Below are 16,499 nucleotides of genomic sequence, written 5' to 3' on the forward strand. Positions count from 1 at the left end.
TTGTCGCATGCCGTCCCTGCAGACCCCGAGTGATCCCATCCCTACAGCCCTGACGCAACGCCACCCGCACCCTACTCAACCAACTCAGCCTTTACCGGGGCGGGAGCGGCTGCGGGATTGCGCCAGTTGTACTGGGGCACAGCGGTGAGTTCGACCCATTGCTGGCTGCCCTCTTTGCGCCATTGAATCTCAACTATGGCGGCAGCTTTGGAGACCTCCCAGCCCACGTAGCGGTCCAGGTCGTGTGCGAGCGGAGTGGCTCGACGGGCGAAGACATGTCCGGTGAACCCTGGCATAGGGGGCTGAATCTCGAAGCAGGTGAGCTTGTCCAGGCCTGGAATGTCGTCGTCAAAGTAGTGCGTGCGCCGCATCATGACATGGAAGCGCTTGGGCTCGTCCTGATAACTTTCCAGGAAACGCTGGAGGAGTTCGTCCTTGAACTCAGTGAAAGTGAGCCAGTCCACCTTCCAGTTGCTGCCCTCTTCCTCCACCATCACAGGCAGGGGTTGTTTGAGATCACCGCCGGAGACCTGAAAGACGCAGTGGGGTGGGCCGCCGGTGTTGGGAGTCTTGTCATGGCGCATGAGCTGGATCTGCCTTACGGCGATGGGCCCATCAGGATTTTGGTGATAATACTGCTCCATCAACGGCCGCACCTTGTCGGCAGTCTGCACCACCTTCTGTCGCTCGGTCCAGTTTGGTGCCGCCAGGAATTGCTTCAGAGCATCCACGGCACCCTGGCTCTCAGGCGTGGCGTTCTCGAAGATCCTGGGAGGGGCAGCGTTGGGGCTCAAGGACACTGGCTGTTCGGACTTCCGGATGGAAGCAGGTGGGCCATCCATGGACCTGCGATCTTCGGCGGTGATGGGAAGCGGAGGGAGCACGGTTACGGGCGGGGCCGTGGGCGGCATGGCTTGCGGTGGTGCGAGCGTAGCCGGATTGGACACGGGGGAAGCTGCTTTCGCAACGCTGGAGGCCGCAGGCGCGGGTGCCGTTTGTGGCGGGAGAGCAGTCTGTGCAGGCGGCGTGTCTCCAGGTCCTGGTGGGGGTAAAGCCGGGGGCGCACCGGGTGAGAAGGCCGCAGTAGGTACGGCTGGGGGTGAGTTCGTCGTCAGGGGGCTGGATTCCTCTTCTGGCGCGTGCTGCAACGTGTAAGTGATGTAGGCTACGCGAATCTGGTCTCGGAAAAACCACCCAATCCCCAGCAGTACGAGCAGGGCCATCACCAGGGTGGCGGCCATGGCACCACGACGGCCAGTGGGAGCAGAGCGAATCTGCCGCCGGCTGTTGGCAGGCATCGCGGGAAGGCGGGTCTTGGGGGCTGCGGGTGCCGAGGCTTCTGGACTGCCAGGACGGCTGTATGCGGGGCCGGGCAGGCCGCCCAGTCCGACACCTGCGCTCGTGGCGGGTCCAGTCGGGATGCCAGCCCCCTGAATAGGGAGCAAACTGCCGCTGCCCAAGCCTGACTGAAATCCTGTTCCGGTGGCAGCCCCGACTCCCTGGCTTGCTACTTGGTGCGGGTGCCATGGCAAAGGAAGTTCCTGGCCGACAGGCGGAACACCCTGGGGGGGCAGCACGGAAGGAATCTGAAGCACATGGCTCAGAACCGGGTGGGTGCTGTCGGATACGGTGGCGGGTGTTCCCGGTGGTCTCGGTGCCGGAGCGGTAGGAAGGGCTGAAGCTTGTCCTGACTGGGCATTGGGCCACGGGGGCAGCGGTGAGGCAACTGGCGACGGGCCACCCGCTGGAGGAGGAAGCGCGCCGGGAGGAGAGGGCCAGGCAGGGGCATCCCTGGTGACAATGGTTGGACGCGGATCCAGCGCCTTCGGCACCGCTAATGGAGCGGGTGGCAAGGCCGGAATTCCACCCGGAGCTGCCTCAGGCGGGGCGGCAGCCTTCTGCCCCAAGGGAAGCAACGAGGGACCGGTACCCGGCAAGCCCGCTAGCGCAGGCCCGGATGGTACCCCCTGAGTGGGGTGCACGGTCGGCACCGTGACGGGCCCCTGGGCGACGGGCTCCGGCTTTGGAGAAGTGATCATGGACCCACAGCCAGGGCAGGGCCCTGAGGCTCCAGCCAGCTCCATCGGCACAGTCAGGGGCATCCCGCAGGCATGGCAGGTGAAATGAATCACGGTGGGGGTTGGAGTCATGTCTGCAGCTGGGCAAGGCGATGATGGAAACCTGCGGGCCCCCTCAGGGGCTCAGACATGAAAGGCGTGCTTTCAGCGTTTGTCTCATCAGCTGGCAAAATATCAATCAATCCCAATCAAGGCAAGGGGAACTGGATGTGGCTGAAGGGAGATAACCCAGATCCTGATCGTGACAATCGTATCGATAAGAGATTCGTGAGAACGCGGATCGCCGGTTGGGGCAACGTATTTGTGGTGCATGAAAAGCCCGACGCTCTTGTTGCTCCCGATCATCCATTCCATCACTCTGCTGGTCGGAGCCTCGCAAGAAGCGAGCGCACAGTCTCCGGCGGCGGTCTCTGAACGCTCGCCAATGCCTTCCGTGCCGGACCTTGCGGCCTTGAGACCGCACATCGTCCTTGCAGCCTCATTCGACCATGGCGTGGATGCTGATCATGCCGCGGGAGATGGCAGGGTCTTCCATGCCAGTACGGCGACCCGGCTCGACAAGCAGCCCGGGCTGCCTGTCGAGGGATGGGTCCAACGTCTGCCAGATGGCGGTCGCTCGGGTGGGATGCTGGCCTTCACCAGGAAGATGAAGCCTGTCGTCTTCTTTGAGGGCGGACCCAACATCGCGCACAGCCCATCCAACTGGCATGGCACAGTCTCCTTCTGGCTGAAGCTTGATCCAGAAAAGGACTTGGAGCCTGGCTATTGTGATCCTCTCCAACTGGTGGGGCAGGCGTGGGACGCTGGTCACATGTTTGCCGAGTTCAGCAAAGATCACACTCCGCGGCGGTTTCGGTTTGCCATTCGGCCAGTCAAGCAGCTCTGGAATCCCGCCAACGTGAAGTGGGAGGACTCGACAGAGAAGCCGCGACTGATGTCTGAATGTCTGGCCCCTCCTTTTCGTAGGGATCGATGGACCCATGTGGTGATGACCTTCACGGGCGTAAATGTGAAAGGCAAGGAAGCGGAGGGAGTGCTCTATCTGGATGGGAAGGAAGTCGGTCGTTTCCGACGTGAACAGATCCTCGACTGGGAGGCCGCCCGTAGTGCCCTCACCATCGGGGTCAGTTATGTCGGAGGATTCGACGAATTGCTCGTGCTCAATCGCGCCCTCACTCCAAACGAGGTGGTGGCGTTGCACCAGTCAACAGACTCGGTCGCAGAGCTTGCTCGCAAGTAGCATGAGCGTGTTTAAGCGCTCGCCATCGGTTTGCCAAGGGCTCTTCAGGCCCCAATGGCCAGCCCCCAGCCAAAGCAACAAACCAACAAAAAAGCACCGGATGAACCGGTGCTTTTCTGAAAACACAAAGATGAGTGAACCCAGCAGCGATTAACGCTTGGAGAACTGGAAGCGCTTGCGGGCACCTGGGCGACCGGGCTTCTTACGTTCTTTCATACGGGAGTCACGGGTCAGCATGCCATTCTGCTTGAGGACACCGCGGTTCTCGGCGTTCGCAAGGATCAGTGCACGGGCGATGCCCATGCGGATGGCACCCATCTGGCCGGTCACGCCACCACCGTCCGCACGGACGTTGATGTCATAACTCTGAGCCGAGTTGGTGAGCTGAAGGGGAGCGAGAAGCTGGTTCTGAAGGCTGACCGTAGGGAAATAGTCGTCAAGGGGACGGCCATTCACGGTGATGGTGCCGCTGCCATTCTTGAGATGGATCCGGGCGACGGCGTTCTTGCGGCGGCCGGTGGCGTCAAACGAAGTGGTGCTCATGAGCGAACTGCTGAGAGTAAGAATGGAGTGGAATTAGGCCAGTTGAAGGGCTACCGGGCGCTGGGCTTCATGGGGGTGCTTGTCACCCTTGTAAACCTTGAGCTTCGTGTAAACAGCGCGGCCAAGACGGTTGTGGGGAATCATGCCCTTGATGGCCTTTTCAAGCATCAGTTCTGGATGCTTCTGACGCAGGCGCTCAGGATTGGTGCTGTGATGGCCACCGACATAACCAGAGAAGGAGGTGTACACCTTGTCGGTTTCTTTTTTGCCAGTGAGGCGCACGTGCTCCGCATTGATGATCACCACATGGTCGCCAGTATCCACATGGGAGGTGAAAATGGGCTTGTTCTTGCCGCGAAGGATATTTGCTGCGGTCACCGCCACTCGTCCGAGCACTTGGTCTTTGGCGTCAATGACCCACCACTTGCGCTCGACTTCTTCGGCTTTGGCGGAAAACGTTTTCATGTCTTGTGTTGGTTGCTAAACAGGGTTCTAGAATTTGGGAGGGCAAAAGTAGGAGAATCTTTCGGACAGTCAAATGAATTGTGAAAAAGTGAAGAACGTGCAGGCGGAAAATGTGGTGGCGGTTGCCCCGTCTTTCCCTATATAGACGCCCATGGCGACCAATCAACCTCGCGGCACTCCTGGTCTGATCCTGCTGGCCTTCGCCGTGATCGTGCTGGGAATCGCCCTTGTAGGCTGGATCCAGCATTGGCAACGGTAGGTGAAGCAGAACCTGGGCCCGCAAGGAGCCGATCAGCTATCGCTTGCTCAAGGTAGGCGCGGTCAGCGGTTTGGAAGACCATGCAGCCGGGTGATCGCCGTGACTTTGCGTCCAGAAGACGCGAAAACCAGCCTCTGTGTCTACGATCCGCCCATGCGTGGCGCTAAATACAGGATCCGAAAGGACGATGGGCTCACCCCAGGTGCTGCCACCGTCAGTGGAGACGACCCCTTTGATCACGGCGGCATCACCTTGTTTGGCATTCCAGACGGCGGCCACCTGACTGCCAGAGACAGCGACATCCGGATGAGATGCGGAGCTGTCCCCCAATCGTACCGGGTCTTTCCACTTGGTGCTGCCCGCCAGCCCTCGATTGACATAATAAACGCCCATGCGGTCGGGTTGGCCGGTCCACACTGTAGCATGTAAAGCCGCTCCCGCAGACGGTCCGCCCACGGCCAAGCCGCCACCCACATGGGGGCACCCTTCGAACTGCCATTCAAAATTTCCTACGGTGGCGGGTTTGGACCAGGTTTGGGCTCGCTCACCCCCCGGCAGCTCAACCAGACTCATATCACGGGGCGACTTGTCACGGTAGAGGATGGCGACCCTGCCGTCTGGACCAGCAGCGATGGCATTCCAGCAGCATTCGCACGTTTCGGCATCCGGGGTCTCGTTGGAGGACCATGTCTTCCCAGCATCCGTGGAGCGGGCGTAGCGCAGTCCTCTTTGCTCATTGCGGGTGTCGAACCAAGTGAGGTGGAAGGTGCCGGTGGGGCCGCCGACCATGTCGATGAAGCCGTGTCCGGTGGTCGAACCATCGTCAGCGGGGTTGGGGCCTGCGGTCCAGGTTTTCCCCCCATCTGCCGAGAGGGCTGTGGCCATTGGTCCGCCGCCAAAGCGGTCCGTTCCCGGGGTCATCCATGCCGCGACCAGCTTTTCGCCTGATGCGGCGATCTGAGCGTCCATCCCGCGGTGGGGCATGTGCGCCTGGGTCAGCCCTGCATCGACTTGGGTGGGCTTGCTCCAGGTGCCGCCCCCATCCAGGGAGCGGAGATGTTCCAGTCGGGCACGTGGTTCGCCTGATGCATAGGTGCCGAGAAAGAGGTCCAGCGTATTGCCTTGGGCTGCGATATCCAGAGACTGTGTTCCCGCGAGCCCCTGATTGCCATGGTGACCAGCGGTGTGTTTCTCAGAAGCCGGGAGTGTGGCTGGCAGGGCGGCAGTGGCGACGAGCCATGTGCCGAAAAGCAGGTGGGAGGGGAGGGTGGCGAAGGGGGACATGAGGTAGGAGGCGGGAAACTAACCTCAAATACGCCGATGCAAACAGCTTGGCGTCACTCTGGTTGATCTTCGGTTGCCCCAGAATGGAAAAGGGTGCCTCCCGCACGCAGGTGGAGAGGCACCCTGGTATGGGTGCGCAGGCTAGAATTTGTATTCTACCCCGAAGAAGAACGAGCGTCCGTCGCCGGGCAGGAACTGGGCCTGGTTAAAGGCACCCGCACGGTTGATGACGCCGGTAGTGGCCGCGTAGTGCTCATCCGTCAGGTTGCGGGCGTCCACATAGATGGACAGTCCCTTGGCCGTGCGGTAGCCGACCTTGAAGCCGAGGATGGCATAGGAGTCGGCTGAGAGAGTGCCAGCGAAATCCACCGGGTAGTCGTTGAACACCCACTCAAGATTTGGCCCGAGGTAGAAGCCGGAGGGGTGCTCATAGACGAGTTCCGCACGGTAGTAGTGCTCGGGCACGCCAGCGAGTTGGTTGTCACCAAACTCCTTGTCGTTGTCGAACCGGAACCCGTTGTAGAGGTAGTTCTGGCGAAACACGAGGCGATCCTGCGGCGCGGGGGCGGCCAAAGGTTGCACAGCTTTGGCACCTTTCGCACTCGCAAGGGCAGGGGCAGGGGCGACGGTGCCACGGGCAAAGATGCCTTCGAGCAGTGTCACATCGAGACCGAGTTCCACCCCTTGGTGGATCGTGCGTCCGGCGTTGATTGTCTGGTTCAGTCCCGGAGCCACGGAGAGTTCCAGCATTTCATCATCGATCCAGGAAAAGTAGTAGGCGATGTCCCACTTCACACGGTTGTTGGCGCTCTTTCCACGGGTGCCAATCTCCAACGTGGTGGCAGTTTGCGCCTCCAGTTCCACAAGACCTGCGCCGCCGAGGGCGGAGTTGCTCAGTTCGCCAAACGATGGCGGCTCGAAGCTGCGGCTGGCGTTGAAGAAGAGCTGGGCGCTCTCTGTCAGTTCATAGAGCAGGCCCACCTTCGGGCTGTAGCCCCACCAGTCCTGCACATCACTGTTGTCAGGGTTCGTGGCGCTAACAGGGAAGCGGTCCTCGTTGTCCCGGCGTGCGTAGCTGATCTGGCCGCCCACGGAGACTGCGAATCGGTCGGTGAGGTAGTACAGGTCCTCAATGTAGAAGTCCACGTTGGTGGACTGCTGGTAGTTCTGCGCGAACTTCGCGCCGCGTTCGCCCAGAACGTTGGCAAAGCGTACATCATCCAGCAGGCCGAAGGTGGGGCTGATGCCAGCGATGAAATGGTTCTTGTGGCCGCCGAGATCCGCGTTGTTCAGGTAGTTGAGATCGAACCCAAAGTCATGGCTGACTTGATCGATCACAAAGAGGATCGGGTGGTCCAGATCTTTGTAGGCATAGAAGCTGGAAAACGAGAGTTGCTGGTCTTCGCCCAGATTCCACGTCGTGCGGTTGGCGATGCGGAACAACTCAAAGTTGCGCTGCCAGTCGCTGTCGATGTAGTCGAACTGTTTGGCGAAGGCATTGCGTTGGGCGCGATCCGGATGGTTGCGGAGTTCCTCCTTGGTCAGGTTGCCCGGGAGTTCAGAGTCCGTGTGCACATAGGTCAGGAAGAAGCGGGTTTCCACGTCTTCGGAGAACTTGTAGCCCACATTGCTGAAGAAGCGTTGTGTGTTCTGGTCGCTGTGGTCGCGGAAGCCCTCGGTGCTGTAGTGGGTAACAGTCGCGTAGTAGTCCAGATTGCCCAGCACGTCCGCAGCGCTCAACTGCCCACGGAAGGTGTTGAAGCTGCCGTACTCAAAGCGGCCCTGGAAGGCCGGGGCCGTGTATCCGGTGGGGGAGACAAAGTTGATGGCACCACCCAGTGTCGTGGAGCCATAGCGCAAGGCGTTGGCACCACGGTACACTTCGATGTAGTCAGCAGCGAGTGGCTCGATGGATTGCATGTCGAATCCGCCGTCGGCCAGGTTGATGGGCACGCCGTCTTGCAGCACCTTCAATCCGCGACCGTGGAACGTGCGCTGGATGCCGGAGCCCCGCACAGAGATGCGGGCTTCCTCCGTCCCGAAGCGTGGCTGGGTGAAGACGCCAGTGGCGAAATCGAGGGCGTCCTTGAGCGTGACCGCCCGACCCTTTTTGTAATCCTCAGCATTGACCACGCTTGCGCCTCCAGTGACGAGCGCGAGTTCCTGCTCGGCTTGGGCGATGGTGGGTACGGTGAGAGATTCGGGTGTGGCGGTCACCGTGACGGTCGGGAGTTCCGTCGTGGTGCGGACGCTGGTCGCAGGCGTTTGCCCGTGACTGAGCTGGGAGGGGAGCACGCCTGCCAGTAGGAGCAGCAGGGATGGAGTGTGTTTCATGTGTTGTAGGTTGTGATTTGACGATGAATGGCGAAAATAGAGGCGGCGAACCGGCCTTGTATGTCGGAAGCAATTCTGGACATGCGCAGTCCGCTGACGGCCCGCCCCCTCTGCCAATACCGGTGGCAGAGGGGGACGTGCCGCGATGTTCCAGGTACTCTGCTCAGGACCTGAAAGGGGAGGAGAGAGGGAAAAGGGAAGAGGGGCAAGGGATAAGGCGAACTCCTCGGAGCTCGGAAGACGGCATGGGAATGGCCATCCTCGATTTGGTGCACTCATGACGTCCGGCCATGAGGCTCCCTGTAGCGACTCTGCCTACGATGTGGCACTAGTTGTGCGCTGATCCGCTTGCTCTATCTTTCAGCGAGGTTCCGAAGATTCGGATGCCTTTGAAAGAGAAGTCAGGCTGTCATGACGACAGGACAGACATAAGCTGGCGCAATCCGGCGCGAAGATGCCAACATCGCCCCTCTCTACGCGAGAATCCGGGGAGGCGGAAGCTGGGGCGCATCATGACGCCCGTCTGTGAAGTTATTGAACCATTCTGCCTGGGGCAGGCTGGCGATCTCATGGGCCTGCGGCAGGGCCAGCGGGCTCATGGGAACAAATTCTTTGAGCTTGGTCAGCTCACCTTTGGCTGGAGCCTTGGAGCTGGACGAGGTGGCGGGAGATTTTTCTTCCGTCACGGCTGCTTCCTTGACCATCGAGCAGAGGCGGCACGGATGGTCGCCATCGAACGTCGTCTTGACCGCTTCCGTCAGGCCCTGTTCTGCCGTGCGCGTCGCGATCATGCCGCTCCATGCGGCCACCTGCAGCACCAAAAGATCGCCACCCGCGAGACGCAGGGAGGCGATGGCAATCAGTATCCAGGCAAGAGCGCGAGGCATGTGCAGGGGTGAGGTCTGCTGTTTAGACCGCAAAGAGAACGTTGTGGCAAGCCGAATCCTTCACCTGCGACGTTTTTTCCTGTGCGACTGCAATTTGAGACAAGGTGCGGACGTTTCGGGACCACACAGATCGAGAGGGCGACGACGGTAGGTATTTGGTGATCGACAGCCACTATGAAAACCCTATTCACAGGCAATATGGTTGGAAGCTGGCGTTTCGTCCGATCTACCCAGCCACGCTACAATGGGAGAACCCTCTATCACTTCACCGGGGCAGGCCTGTGCTACTGGGAGTTCGATGACTGTGGACGACGAGCAATGGAAGCCGTTCCATACAAGTTCGAGAACGGTGAGCTCGCTTTCGGTCATGAGAATGGCTTCTATCCGGCTAGGGAAGCCGTGCAGGAGGACGATGGCTCCGTGCGTCTGACCAATGCCAAGGGCGATGTTCAGTGGTGGATGGTGCGGCTTTCTGCGCCAGAGCCTTACTCCATGGCATTCGTCAACTCCGAAGGGCAGATGGAGACCATCAAGACGGACGAGTTGCTGCATGATGGAGATGCCAGTGACGTCCGGTGACGATGAAAGGGGCATTGGACAACCTTTTTATCAATGCGGTGATCGTCAGCCTTGGGCCACGAAAGGGCGTACTTTGACGCAGAGGCGGTCCACTGCGGCCTTGGTTGTCAGATTCGAAGCCTTCTCGTCAGCGTTAGCGAGCCAGTACCTCGTTTCCAGCAGATCTCCCAGATGATGATGCGCGATCGCCAGGTGACTCGCGCAAACGGACTGCTCCGCCTTGGTCAGGCGCTCCAATCCCGCCACGGGTTCCAGGAGCGCCAGGCCTTCGGGAATGCGGCCGTCCTGAATCAGCAGGCATCCCAGGGTCATCCGAAGCTTGGCGGAGTCAGGAAAAAGCGAGTGAGCCTGGGTCGCGAGTCGCAATGCGCGATGATGAAGTTCTGGGGCATCGTGAAAAACCGGGATGGAGGCGATGGTGTCGAGCAACCGGGCGCGTTCCCCAGGGGCAAAGTCCACGGTATGAAGCAGCCGTTTGCAGTGCCAGACCACGGAATCATAATCACCACTGGCTGAGTCCAGATGGACCTCCAGGAAACGCCTCCAGATGGCGGGTGGCATGTGGGTCAGGATTGGGGAGTCTTGCTTTTGGAAGCCTGGGTCATAGGCCCGGACCGATTTCACATAGTGCTCCACCATCTTTCCGGGTACATCAGAGAATCTCCCCCACAGAAGTGCGAGTAGCAGGTTCCCATCCGAGTAGAACACGGGGTCTTGTTTGGACTCGCCATGAATTTCCACCGGCATGAGGTTCAGCACGGTCACCAACAGCTGGGCATAGGGAAGGCAAAGGATGGGCACTGTCCATAGTGGAAGCACGGGGTGCGCGGTGTGCAGAGCTTCCCGTGCGGTCATCATGGCGGCCAGCAGGGAGATATCCGTGGCCACCGCCGCCAGGATGCAGGCGGACCAGCGCCAGATCAGGCCCAACTGGGAAGGCATGTGGAGTGTGGCCTGACTGAAGAGCGGGGCAGGTGTCCACTCAACCCAAGTGCGGCCGACCCGGTGACTCCACCATACATTCCCGATGCCGATGGTTACGGTGCGAGGTGCATATCCCACCAGTCTCGCCGCGATGCCCCGCACCAGTTCATGAAACACCCTCGACACCACAAGCCACACGTAGAAGGTGACCAGGAGCCCGAGGAGGTACAGAGGCAGGTAGGTCACGAGGGAGAGGGAAAAGGGAGCAAGGGAAGAGGGACAAGGGATTTGATGCGCCCGGGGAAGGCGGGTGGAGAGGACTTGGCGAAGTGCCTCTTATCGACTCAGGTACGCCCGCCATCCACCGTAGGAGGTGATGTCTGTGGCGTCTGCCAGCACGTAGGGTTCACACATGAAGCCTTTCACCCAGGTGCCATCTGCTAGTTCCAGATTGCCTATGGTCATGGGGGCGGGAACTCCGGCCGTGAAGCGGCCGAACGCCTCGGCAGACAGAATGTAAACCTCGATCTCGATGGCGGTGCCGCCTTGTTTTACCCGTTCCAGCCCCGGCTTGGGTGGGGTGGTATTTGCCAGGGCATAGAGCTTGTAGGCGGCGGCCGTGGTGGTGCGCTGTTGCAGGGTGGCCCCCAGTTGGACCAATTGCCCGTGCAGAGGCTGCCCTTGCAAATGAGCTCCGACGACCGCGAGTGAAACGGGGCCTTCTGGTGACGCCATGCGCTTGGGCAAAGGTTCCCCCAGGAAACGAGCCGCGAGGTCCAAGAGGCTGTCATCAGCAAACGCGGGGGCTACCAAGTTCAAGCCAAAACCCACGCCGTGGCTCCAACGACCTGCGGGGACGGCGACTGCCGCCAGATCGAGCAGGTTGACGAAGTTGTTGTAGGTGCCCAGCCGACTGTTGAGTTCCACGGGATTCGCCTGAACTTCCGCGATGGTGTAAACGCTGGGGACGGTGGGAACGACCAGGAAGTCCACTTTGGCGAAGACTTCATCGCTGATGCGCCTCAACTCGGCGAGTCTCACAGCGGCATGGTAAACCGCGCTCGCTTTGAGGTCGCGACCTCCCAGGATGATCTTCGACACGGTTGGATCCGCCTCCGCATGATGCTCCTCCAGCCACTCGCCGACGGCGGCGTAGCGCTCAGCAACCCACGGGCCCTGATAGAGCAGCGCGGCGGCTTCGGCGAAGGGGGCGTAGTCGATCTCGATCTTCGTGCCGCCCAGGCTGGTCAGCTTGTCGCAAGCCGCGGCATAGAGTCCTGCGGCTTCACTGTCGCCAAAGAACTGCAACTGCTCTGGCCTCGGCACGGCAAAGGTAAAGGCACCCTGTCCCCGGCCATCGCGCACGGAATGCCAAGGGCGGGACATGGGATCCAGGGGATCGTACTGGCGGGCGTGGGGCGCAAGCTCCCGCAGCTCGGCCACGGTCCTGGCCATGAGGGTGATGCAATCCAGGGAGCGACAGGCGGGGACAGCATTGCGGGTGCTGAGCACGCCCTTGGTGGGCTTATAGCCTACGATTCCGTTGAGGATGCAGGGCACGCGACCGGAGCCAGCTGTATCCGTACCGAGGGCGAAATCTACCTGCCCGCTGGCCACCGCCACTGCAGAGCCGGAACTGGAGCCGCCGGAGATGTAGTCCGGGTTCAGGACATTACGGCAGATGCCAAAGGGGGAACGCGTGCCCACCAGACCGGTGGCAAACTGGTCCAGCGTGGTCTTGCCCGCCACTGCCGCACCGGCAGCTCGCAGGGCGGCCACGACGGGATTGTCCTCTGTGGGTTGGTATCGGTAGGCCGGGCATCCTGCGGTGGTGGGCAGAGGCAGGGCGTCGATGTTGTCCTTCACTGCAAAGACCCTGCCCGCCAGTGGGCCAGTGGCTGCCGCCAGTTCCATCGCGAAGGCTTCAGGAGACACCACGTCGATCCAGACGGGGCCGTTGCGTTCTGCGTAGAGGGTGGCATGGCGGTCAGCGGGGGAGTCAGGCACGGGGTGGTAAAGGGTGAGAGGTAGAGGTCAGCGGTGGTCAGGATGATGATTCCAGTTATTCAAGCATGTCGCGTGCCTGTTTGGCCGGTGGTTGCAGTAATTTTGGAGGGCCTCCGCATCAAGCGGCGGTGTCCACCACGATCAGAGCCTGACCGGACTGGACTTGCTTGCCCGCCGCCACCCGGATTTCCCGGACTCTGCCGGTGGCCGGGCTGACAATTTCGGCTTCCATCTTCATGGCCTCCACGATGACGACAGCCTGGCCTGCTTTGACCTCCTGGCCGGGCTCTACGAGCACCTTCCAGAGATTGCCGGTGAGGGGCGTGCGCACCAGTTCGCATCCTTCCGGGGCCAGTTCATCCTCCACAGGTGGCGGCTCGGCCTCGGGTTCGGAGGCGACCACATTTTGCCCGGCTGCGGCCCAGCGTTCGCGTTCCTCCTGGAATGCCTGCCGCTGGGTGATGCGGAAACTGGCGATGGAGTCGGCGTTCTGATTGAGGAAGTCGAGATAGTCGCCCAGTTTAAAAGTGGTTTCCTCAATCTTGAGTTGGAATCGACCGAGAGGGAAGTCTTCGCGAAGCTTGAGCAGCTCCTCCGCGCTTACCGGATAGAAGCGAATCTGGTCAAAGAAACGCAGCAGCCACGGCTTCCCGCCCGTGAAGTCCTGGGTCTGCCGCCAGGCGTTCCACATTTGAATGGTGCGTCCCACAAACTGGTAGCCGCCAGGACCCTCCATGCCATAGACGCACATGTAGGCCCCCCCGATGCCCACGGCGTTCTCCGGGGTCCAGGTGCGGGCGGGATTGTATTTGGTGGTCACGAGCCGGTGGCGGGGGTCCAGCGGGGTGGCCACTGGCGCGCCCAGATAGACGTCACCCAGCCCCATGACCATGTAGCTGGCATCGAAGACGATCCGCTGCACCTCCTCGATGCTCTCCAGCCCGTTGATGCGACGAATAAACTCAATGTTGCTCGGGCACCAGGGCGCGTCTGGGCGCACAGACTGCATGTACTTCTCAATGGCGAGGCGGGTGGCGGGATCGTCCCAGGAGAGGGGCAGATGCACAATCCGGGAGGGGACCTCAAAGTTCTGGAGGTCGCCCAATTCATCTTCCGCCCGGGCCAGCAGCGCGAGGAGTTCGGTCCGGGGCATGACCCGGTTGTCATAGTGGAACTGGAGGGAGCGGATGCCGGGGGTCAGGTCAATCAGGCCCGGCAGGTGTTGTTTCCTGATCCATTCCATGAGAGCGTGCACGCGGGCGCGCAGGGTGATGTCCAGCACGAGAGGGCCGTATTCCACCAGCAGGTATTTGTCCCCCGCGGCCCGGTAGCGCACCTCCACCTGGGTGTCGGTGGCAGGGCGTAGGACCGCGACAGGGCTCTCCAGATCCGCCACGATCACGGGGCCGGGGCTTTCTGCGGCGGCGGCATAGGTCAGGGATTCCAGCCCGGTGTCCGTGGCGCGTTCAGCAGCCTCCGCCTCCGCCAGTGTGACGGGGAGGAACTTCAACGTGTCGCCGGGACGGAGCTGTCCCATCATCCATCGGTCGGCGCGAATGATCACCGCCGGGCAGACGAAGCCACCGCAACTGGGACCGTCTGGGCCGAGGATGATCGGCATGTCGCCCGTGTAGTCGATCGCGCCAATCGCGTAGGCGTTGTCGTGGATGTTGGAGGGGTGCAGGCCAGCCTCACCGCCGTCCGTGCGGGCCCAGCGGGGCTTGGGACCGATGAGGCGGATGCCGGTGGGGTTGGAGTTGTAGTGCACTTTCCACGCTGTGGCGAAGAAGGTCTCTATGTCCTCGTTCGTGAAGAAATCAGGAGCCCCATGTGGACCGTAGGTCACGCGGATGACCCACTCGTTCTTCCAGGCTGGAGCGGTGACTCTCGCGGCCGGGGCCACGCCCGTCTCTACGGCCGCCCCCAGGTGAATGATGTCCCCCGCGCGCAGAGCGCGACCTGCGTGGCCGCCGAAGCCTCCCAAGGTGAAGGTGGAGCGACTGCCGAGATACACCGGGACATCCAGGCCGCCGCTCACGGCCAGATAGGCGCGCACACCCGTGTCGCCCAGACGGCCTGTTTTCAAGATGCCACCGGCGGGAATGGCGATGGCCGTGTCCATCGGCACCGATTCGCCGTTCAGGGTTGGTTTCATGCGGGCCCCAGTGAGCGCGACCGTGCAGGCCTGCTGAAACTTGAGGGTGGGGCCCGCCATGGTTATTTCCAAACCCGCAGCGTGATCGTCATTGCCCACGAGGCGGTTTGCCAGACGGAACGAGACATCGTCCATGGGGCCGGACGGCGGCACGCCGATGTCCCAGTAACCCAAACGGCCGGGGAAGTCTTGGACGGTGGTTACAGCGCCCGGTTCCAGCACCTCCATGGTGTGCGGCTGCCAGGCGAACTCCGAGAGCATGCGGGTGGTGGCGTGCCCCGCCAGGAAGGGGGCGTGCTGCAGGACGGCCAGCAGGTAGCTCCGGTTGGTTTCAATCCCGGCCAGAGTCGTGCCCTCCAAGGCGCTGCTCAGAGCGGCCACGGCTTGCTCGCGGTCCGCGGCATGGACAATCACCTTGGCCACGAGTGGATCATAGAATGGGGAGACGGTGACCCCCTGAGTCACCCAAGTCTCCACACGGGCCTGTGGCGGCCAGGCTGCCGCAGTGAGCATGCCGCTGCTGGGCTGGAAGTTCCGGGCAGGATCCTCTGCATAGACACGTGCCTGGATGCTGTGTCCCTGGGAAACGGGCAGTGTCTCGGGCCAGAAGCCCAGATCCCCCGCCGCCAGACGCACCATCCACTCCACAAGATCGATTCCCAGCACCTCCTCGGTGACCCCATGCTCCACCTGGAGCCGGGTGTTGACCTCGAGGAAATAAAACTTCCGGCTGTCCGCATCGTACACGAACTCGACCGTGCCCGCGGAGCGGTAGTTCACCGCCTTGCCCAGCCGCTCCGCGCAGGCGAGCAGTTCCGCCCGTCCTTCAGATGAAAGGTGCGGCGCTGGCGTTTCTTCGATGACCTTCTGGTTGCGGCGCTGCACGGAGCAGTCGCGTTCGCCCAGGGCAAGCACGCGTCCTTCGCCATCGCCGAAGATCTGCACCTCGATATGCCGGGCGTGACGGACGAACTTCTCCAGAAACAGACCGCTGTCCTTGAAGTTGGCCATGCTGAGCCGCTGCACCGATTCAAACTGCGCCCGCAGATCCGAGTCGTTCTCGCAAACCCGCATGCCGATCCCACCACCACCCGCCGTGCTTTTGAGCATGACGGGGTAACCGATGCCTTGGGCCTTCTCCACCGCCTCATCCACGGTGGCGAGGAGACCGGTTCCCGGCAGCAACGGCACCCCCGACTCCATGGCGATTTCCCGGGCCGTGTGCTTGAGGCCGAACTTGACCATCTGCTCAGGCGTGGGGCCGACGAAGGCGATTCCCGCCGCTTCACAGGCGCGAGCAAACTCTGGATTCTCACTGAGGAATCCGTAGCCTGGGTGAATGGCAGTGGCTCCGGTGGCCTTGGCGGCTGCCAAGACTTTTTCTGTATCCAGGTAACTCTCCTTCGGTGCGGGTGGGCCGATGAGGACCGCCTCGTCTGCGGCATCCACATGCAAAGATGCCTTGTCAGCTTCTGAGTAAACGGCCACTGAGCCATATCCCAAGCGTTTAAGAGTGCGGGATACTCGGCAGGAAATGGCACCGCGATTGGCAATGAGGACCTTGGGCGTGGAAGACATGGGAAGGATGAGAGTGAGTGCTGGGAGATGCTTCAGCCGCCTCGAGGCGGTACTCCAACCCGCTTCGATGGGAGTCTGAGGGGGGAGTGGAGGGGAGCCGTTCTGGATCGAGCATTCTGCCGCTTGAGTTTCGCAGCAGGGTTGGAGTACCGCCTTTAGGCGGCTC

At 61.5% G+C, this 16,499-nt stretch carries 11 protein-coding genes; 2 read left to right on the forward strand and 9 right to left on the reverse strand.

The window, feature by feature from the left end; all coding sequences use genetic code 11:
* Positions 1–71: 71 nt before the first annotated feature.
* A complete protein-coding gene (locus VSP_RS42335) occupies positions 72–2,039 on the reverse strand; it encodes a hypothetical protein (RefSeq protein WP_157210928.1) in 1,968 nt (655 codons plus the stop codon).
* Positions 2,040–2,388: 349 nt separating this feature from the next.
* Between VSP_RS42335 and VSP_RS15955 the strand changes: the two genes are divergently transcribed.
* Positions 2,389–3,318, forward strand: coding sequence for a LamG-like jellyroll fold domain-containing protein (locus VSP_RS15955; RefSeq protein WP_009961889.1), 930 nt, complete (start codon positions 2,389–2,391; stop codon positions 3,316–3,318).
* Between the two features lie 150 nt (positions 3,319–3,468).
* Here the strand turns inward: VSP_RS15955 and rpsI are convergent, their stop codons facing one another.
* From rpsI to VSP_RS15985, 5 genes are all read right to left on the reverse strand, one after another.
* Positions 3,469–3,861: a 30S ribosomal protein S9 gene (rpsI, locus tag VSP_RS15960; protein WP_009961891.1), complete on the reverse strand. Its 393-nt coding sequence runs from the start codon at positions 3,859–3,861 to the stop codon at positions 3,469–3,471.
* 33 nt (positions 3,862–3,894) lie between these two features.
* On the reverse strand, positions 3,895–4,326 hold the full coding sequence (gene rplM, locus VSP_RS15965; RefSeq protein ID WP_009961893.1) for a 50S ribosomal protein L13: 432 nt from the start codon (positions 4,324–4,326) through the stop codon (positions 3,895–3,897).
* Positions 4,327–4,621: 295 nt separating this feature from the next.
* Complete coding sequence (locus VSP_RS39550) at positions 4,622–5,869, reverse strand: sialidase family protein (RefSeq protein ID WP_009961897.1); 1,248 nt, start codon at positions 5,867–5,869, stop codon at positions 4,622–4,624.
* Positions 5,870–6,010: 141 nt separating this feature from the next.
* The gene (locus VSP_RS35740; protein WP_009961899.1) at positions 6,011–8,203 is read right to left on the reverse strand and encodes a TonB-dependent receptor family protein; all 2,193 of its coding nucleotides are present in this window, start codon (positions 8,201–8,203) and stop codon (positions 6,011–6,013) included.
* A 473-nt stretch (positions 8,204–8,676) separates the two neighbouring features.
* Positions 8,677–9,090 (reverse strand): hypothetical protein, encoded by a 414-nt coding sequence (locus tag VSP_RS15985; RefSeq protein WP_009961901.1) that lies wholly within the window; start codon positions 9,088–9,090, stop codon positions 8,677–8,679.
* Between the two features lie 174 nt (positions 9,091–9,264).
* Here VSP_RS15985 and VSP_RS42345 point away from each other — a divergent pair, with 174 nt between their 5' ends.
* The gene (locus VSP_RS42345) at positions 9,265–9,669 is read left to right on the forward strand and encodes a hypothetical protein (protein ID WP_157210931.1); all 405 of its coding nucleotides are present in this window, start codon (positions 9,265–9,267) and stop codon (positions 9,667–9,669) included.
* Positions 9,670–9,714: 45 nt separating this feature from the next.
* Here VSP_RS42345 and VSP_RS15995 read toward each other — a convergent pair whose 3' ends face one another.
* The 3 genes from VSP_RS15995 to uca form a co-directional block, all read right to left on the reverse strand.
* Positions 9,715–10,839: a tetratricopeptide repeat protein gene (locus VSP_RS15995; protein ID WP_009961905.1), complete on the reverse strand. Its 1,125-nt coding sequence runs from the start codon at positions 10,837–10,839 to the stop codon at positions 9,715–9,717.
* Positions 10,840–10,929: 90 nt separating this feature from the next.
* On the reverse strand, positions 10,930–12,600 hold the full coding sequence (atzF, locus tag VSP_RS16000; protein WP_009961907.1) for an allophanate hydrolase: 1,671 nt from the start codon (positions 12,598–12,600) through the stop codon (positions 10,930–10,932).
* A 118-nt stretch (positions 12,601–12,718) separates the two neighbouring features.
* The gene (gene uca, locus VSP_RS16005) at positions 12,719–16,333 is read right to left on the reverse strand and encodes an urea carboxylase (RefSeq protein WP_009961909.1); all 3,615 of its coding nucleotides are present in this window, start codon (positions 16,331–16,333) and stop codon (positions 12,719–12,721) included.
* Between the last annotated feature and the right edge of the window lie 166 nt (positions 16,334–16,499).

The sequence above is a fragment of the Verrucomicrobium spinosum DSM 4136 = JCM 18804 genome, assembly GCF_000172155.1.
Taxonomy (GTDB): domain Bacteria; phylum Verrucomicrobiota; class Verrucomicrobiia; order Verrucomicrobiales; family Verrucomicrobiaceae; genus Verrucomicrobium; species Verrucomicrobium spinosum.

Bases quoted from the DNA above. Each gene is read 5' to 3' on its own strand.
- VSP_RS42335 (WP_157210928.1), bottom strand. From the start codon at position 2,039: ATGATCACTTCTCCAAAGCCGGAGCCCGTCGCCCAGGGGCCCGTCACG.
- VSP_RS15955 (WP_009961889.1), top strand. From the start codon at position 2,389: ATGAAAAGCCCGACGCTCTTGTTGCTCCCGATCATCCATTCCATCACT.
- rpsI (WP_009961891.1), bottom strand. From the start codon at position 3,861: ATGAGCACCACTTCGTTTGACGCCACCGGCCGCCGCAAGAACGCCGTC.
- rplM (WP_009961893.1), bottom strand. From the start codon at position 4,326: ATGAAAACGTTTTCCGCCAAAGCCGAAGAAGTCGAGCGCAAGTGGTGG.
- VSP_RS39550 (WP_009961897.1), bottom strand. From the start codon at position 5,869: ATGTCCCCCTTCGCCACCCTCCCCTCCCACCTGCTTTTCGGCACATGG.
- VSP_RS35740 (WP_009961899.1), bottom strand. From the start codon at position 8,203: ATGAAACACACTCCATCCCTGCTGCTCCTACTGGCAGGCGTGCTCCCC.
- VSP_RS15985 (WP_009961901.1), bottom strand. From the start codon at position 9,090: ATGCCTCGCGCTCTTGCCTGGATACTGATTGCCATCGCCTCCCTGCGT.
- VSP_RS42345 (WP_157210931.1), top strand. From the start codon at position 9,265: ATGAAAACCCTATTCACAGGCAATATGGTTGGAAGCTGGCGTTTCGTC.
- uca (WP_009961909.1), bottom strand. From the start codon at position 16,333: ATGTCTTCCACGCCCAAGGTCCTCATTGCCAATCGCGGTGCCATTTCC.